Origin of the sequence: Nitrosomonas sp. JL21, from assembly GCF_009833095.1 — a bacterium.
Lineage (GTDB): Bacteria > Pseudomonadota > Gammaproteobacteria > Burkholderiales > Nitrosomonadaceae > Nitrosomonas.
This window is the reverse complement of the sequence record NZ_QRCB01000074.1, coordinates 1-4467: the sequence shown is the minus strand read 5'-3', so window position 1 is coordinate 4467 and position 4467 is coordinate 1. Positions and strand designations below refer to the sequence as shown.

The 4467-nt window shown below is 45.8% G+C and carries 5 protein-coding genes; 4 read left to right on the top strand and 1 reads right to left on the bottom strand.

Features of this window, described 5'->3' with window-relative positions; all coding sequences use genetic code 11:
• Positions 1-3 precede the first annotated feature (3 nt).
• Positions 4-1158, bottom strand: a complete 1155-nt coding sequence (locus ABF87_RS14550) for a class I SAM-dependent RNA methyltransferase (RefSeq protein WP_160829838.1) — start codon at positions 1156-1158, stop codon at positions 4-6.
• A 36-nt stretch (positions 1159-1194) separates the two neighbouring features.
• On the opposite strand from ABF87_RS14550, the gene msrB reads away from it, so the two are divergent.
• From msrB to ABF87_RS14530, 4 genes are all read left to right on the top strand, one after another.
• Positions 1195-1665, top strand: coding sequence for a peptide-methionine (R)-S-oxide reductase MsrB (gene msrB / locus ABF87_RS14545; protein WP_160829837.1), 471 nt, complete (start codon positions 1195-1197; stop codon positions 1663-1665).
• A gap of 6 nt (positions 1666-1671) precedes the next feature.
• Positions 1672-3102 carry a Na+/H+ antiporter NhaC gene (gene nhaC / locus ABF87_RS14540; protein ID WP_160829836.1) on the top strand — a complete coding sequence of 477 codons (1431 nt, stop codon included), beginning with the start codon at positions 1672-1674 and terminating at the stop codon, positions 3100-3102.
• 76 nt (positions 3103-3178) lie between these two features.
• On the top strand, positions 3179-3577 hold the full coding sequence (locus ABF87_RS14535) for a lysophosphatidic acid receptor (RefSeq protein ID WP_160829835.1): 399 nt from the start codon (positions 3179-3181) through the stop codon (positions 3575-3577).
• Between the two features lie 5 nt (positions 3578-3582).
• Positions 3583-4044, top strand: coding sequence for an isoprenylcysteine carboxylmethyltransferase family protein (locus ABF87_RS14530; protein WP_160829834.1), 462 nt, complete (start codon positions 3583-3585; stop codon positions 4042-4044).
• Positions 4045-4467: the final 423 nt, after the last annotated feature.

Genomic DNA, 4467 nt, shown 5'->3' with positions numbered 1-4467 from the left:
GCTTTATTGAGTTTTGATGAATTCTGCCATTAATTCGATATGGGGCGTATGGGGAAACAGGTCGAGCAACTGTATTTCGTTGATCGACCAGCCCTGTTGATGAAAAAACCAGGCATCGCGAGCGAATGTTTCAGGATTGCAGGAAATGTAGAGTATCGTTTCGAGCGTACGAAAACTGTTAAAAAAGCCCTGGTGTTTTTTCAGTCCGGCCCTTGGTGGGTCGAGCACCAGCGTATGGGCATCCTGGACATGGGGTTGTAATTTTTTCCAGATCCAGGGATCAAACAGATCGATCTTCTGAGGCGATACGTTGCGAAGATGCCGGGACTTGAGGATTTCAACCGTGATTGCATCTACTTCATACGCAATTACCGAAGTGCAGTTCGATTCGGCGATGATTTGGGTAAAATTGCCGGAGCCGCAAAATAATTCCACGACCTTGCCCAGGTGCGGATTCTGCGCCAATTTCTGCCGCAGCCAATCGCGCATCCGACTGTTTTGGATTGAGTTGCCCTGTTTGAACGGACGTTTTTGATTGATAACGATATCATTGGTCTGCATGTCATCGTCCAGCTCAATGAAATTCCAGTTCTGATTGGTGTCGGTTTTCCATCGGGTATTGGGCAATTGTCGGATAACGCTTGTCAGCAAAGCTCTGCATGCATCATTGAGCACGATACAATCATTAATTGGCGCAATGTGATGTGATTGTTCCGAGATGAAGCCCAACTGCGCGCCATTTGTCTTCAGTTGACAGCGATTCCGATAGCCATATAGGTCTGGTGCAGGTTGCACAGCTCCCACGTTGAGCATAGACGCATCGAATCCGACGCGTTGCATCGCATAAATAAAACGATTCCTCTTTTGTTCCAGCTGACTTGTATAATCTGCAATCATCCAAGGGCAACCGGTACAGCCATTTTCTTCCAGATGAATATGCGCGCAGCGAGGCGATTGCCGCTGCTCTGAAGGATGGATGAGCTGAACGAGTTTTGCGTAGGCAAATTTTTTATTGTTCAGCGGCTTGTCAGTGATTTCAAATTCACCGATATCACCGGGCCAGGTTCCAAAGACAAAATAGGTGATTTGGTTCTGCTCATTCTTGACGACACCTAAGCCCTTTTGAGATAAATGTGTAATGCGCCCTTTGAATTTCATGGTAAATGACAATTGTTCTGTTGATGAGGAAAATCGATGGTGATCAACCCTTATGAAAATTTTAGAAAAAATCTTAAATTATTGGAAAATGTCCTGACGTCATTGCAATATCAAGTGACCCAGAAGGCAGGAACCGAGCCTCCATTTCAGAATGAATTCTGGGATCACACAGCAGCCGGTATTTATGTCGATATTGTATCGGGAGAACCGTTGTTTGCCTCCCTTCATAAATTTGACTCCGGAACCGGCTGGCCAAGTTTTTACCGACCCATCGATGAGCACTATATTTGTCTCAAAAGCGATTATGAACTATGGGTGCCGCGTACGGAAGTGCGTAGCCGGTACGCGGATAGTCATTTAGGACATGTTTTCAATGATGGTCCGTCACCGACGGGTATGCGCTATTGCATCAATTCTGCGTCGCTACGGTTTATTTGCTTAGATGACCTTGCGGCGAAGGGTTATGGCGAATTGATCGCATTGTTTGCAACATCGATGAAAAAATGACCTCTCATGACCGAAAATGATCCACTGCTGGAAGAATTGCTTCCTGTACACCCATTGCCTTCGTTCTGGCAAGCAGCGTTCTGCCTTGGCGGTGTTTTTATATTGATTTCACTGGGGATGTTCGTGTATGCAATCAGCATACATGCCATTCTGTTTTTGGCATTGATCTGGGTGTGTCTGCAAGCGCACTGGCTGGGATATGCCTTTACTGACATCAGAAACATGATGGATGATGGCATTATCAAGGCGTTGCCGGCGATATATATTTTTTTGCTGATCGGAATGGTGATTGCCAGTTTCATGCAAAGCGGCACGATTGCAAGTCTTCTTTATTATGGTATCGATCTGCTCAACCCAACGATTTTTCTGGCTGCGGGATTCATATTGTGCAGCCTGATGTCGGTAGCTACCGGTACGTCCTGGGGGACGGTGGGTACGATCGGAGTGGTATTGATCGGCATTGGCGATGCAATCGGGATTCCATTGCCGCTGGTGGCGGGGATGATCGTTTCTGGGGCTACGTTCGGCGACAAATTGTCACCAATTTCCGATACCACCAATCTGGCGGCCATGAGTGCCGGGACTCAGCTTTATCGTCATATCGGTTCGATGCTCTATACCACCGTACCGACATTTATCGTTGTGCTGGGTATTTACACAGCTTGGGGCTGGGAATATGGCGCCAATGACTTACCTGCAGCGCATATTGAGGAGATTCGTAGCGCGCTCGCAGGAGCGTATCAGTTAAATCTGTGGATCACGATATTGCCCTTTTTATTGATGTTTGGTTTGAGTATCAAACGTTATGCGGCGGAAGTCAGCATGGCTTGGAGTATCGTATTGGCCATGCTGATTGCCATGTTCTATCAAGGTAAGGATGGAATCGAAGTGATCAATGCGCTATGGATGAATTCTGCAGGTACCACTGGGATCGCGAATATTGATGAGCTATTGGGTCGCGGCGGGGTGTACAGTATGGCGTGGACATTGTTGCTTTCTCTGCTGGCACTGGCGTTGGGAGGCATTCTGCATCACGCGGGTTTTTTGCGGGTATTGCTGGAAAATGTCATTGTACACATTCAACGTACAAGTACGTTGATTGCCGCCACGATTGCATCCGGACTGGTCGGCAATATGACGCTCGGAGAAGCCTACATTTCGATCATTCTGAATTGCCAATTGTTTAAAGGGGCGTTTGAGGAAAGAAAGTTGGATCGGGCTGTGCTATCGCGCTCTGTCGAGGAAGGTTCCACTTTAACGACCGGCTTGATTCCATGGACAACCGCAGGCACTTTTTATCTGGCGACGCTCGGTATCCCGGTGCTGGACTATGCGCCGTATGCATTGCTGAACTTGCTCAATCCTTTCATATCGATTGCCATGGCGATCATGGGGATTGGATTGTTGCGGAAATCTGACCGCTTACCAACGAAGTGATTTATCCAGACCAAAATGAGCAAGTCTCCCGCTACGAAACTTCCGGATAATATTGTGCAGACGATAAGGAATTGACATGAAAAAAGAATTCATGCACCGAAGTGGTTGGAAAAAGGCGGGTATTATTTTACTGGCATTGATTGGCGGATTCTTGTTATCCTTTCTGGGATTTGGATTGTTATGGAGCGGTATTGCCTGGCATTTTCAATTGTTGATGTGTTTTCCCTTTCTATTGCTGGCGTGGGTGATTTCACACTGGAACCGAGCAGCAGTTGAAAGCTGTGCATCTATTGTTTTAGGCGCTGCTCCCCTCGGTATACTCATTACCCAATTCCGCGACAACAATGATTCGCATCTCATGCCTGTTCTGATCGTGGTAAGTTGGTTGATTGGGATTGCTGCCGGTTATTTTTTGACAAAGATATCCATGCATTCAAATTTTGTACAATCCGAAGATCTGAATCGCCGTGATTGAAAGATATGCCTGATTTAACCCTAAAAGTTCCGCCTGTCGTTGTGGTATTTCTGTTAGCTTGGGCGATGTGGATGGTTGCGTCATTCAATGCTTGGGCAAGCCTGTCCATACCCGCTAAAGAGGCATCTGCGCTAGTAACAGGATTAGTAGGTATTGCCTTGATTGTTGCAGGTGCTGCCGAATTCAGGGCAGCAAGAACGACGGTCAATCCATTAACACCGGAGTTAGCGACTTCAATGGTTACAAAGGGTATTTACCGATACAGCAGGAATCCTATGTATCTGGGTTTTCTGATCATGCTGGGAGCATGGGGCGTTTTTCTGGAAAATGCTGTGGCCATTGCTTTAGTACCCGTATTCGTCGCCTATATGAATCGATTCCAGATTCTTCCCGAAGAAAAAGCATTACTCGCTCAATTTGGCGATGATTATACCCATTACCTGGAGTCAACTCCGCGTTGGGTGTGAAAATTCTTCAGTTTGAATATTTAACGGCTCCGATAGTACTAATGAAAATTAGAATATGCACGCTGAGAAATTGCGAATATTCCTGCGAAACTACTAATTTTTTTAAGAATTCTTTACAAAACAGAGTAGGAAATTTCCCGTATTTCTGACAAATTCATTGCTTAAAAATATGAATAATGGCTGAGGTTAAGTCTTGATGAGTTGATTCAAGTCTGCGCATTTTTCAGGCAGTATTCCTTATTCTTTGGATAGGAAACAACTGGGTACAAGTGCAGTTACTGAGACTCACCTCTTGACGAAGAAGGTAGGTCTGTCTATCATAAAAAGGGAAGGCAGTGTAGGTTATTGCTTTTCTTTACGTTTCTTTAATTAGTCGTCCCTGAAGAATCCTTTTTTCTCAACCGTTGAGCTGTTGATTCTGCA

Excerpts from the sequence above, each read along its gene's own strand:
- ABF87_RS14530 (WP_160829834.1), top strand. The coding sequence starts at position 3,583 with ATGCCTGATTTAACCCTAAAAGTTCCGCCTGTCGTTGTGGTATTTCTG.
- ABF87_RS14550 (WP_160829838.1), bottom strand. The coding sequence starts at position 1,158 with ATGAAATTCAAAGGGCGCATTACACATTTATCTCAAAAGGGCTTAGGT.
- nhaC (WP_160829836.1), top strand. The coding sequence starts at position 1,672 with ATGACCGAAAATGATCCACTGCTGGAAGAATTGCTTCCTGTACACCCA.
- msrB (WP_160829837.1), top strand. The coding sequence starts at position 1,195 with ATGGTGATCAACCCTTATGAAAATTTTAGAAAAAATCTTAAATTATTG.
- ABF87_RS14535 (WP_160829835.1), top strand. The coding sequence starts at position 3,179 with ATGAAAAAAGAATTCATGCACCGAAGTGGTTGGAAAAAGGCGGGTATT.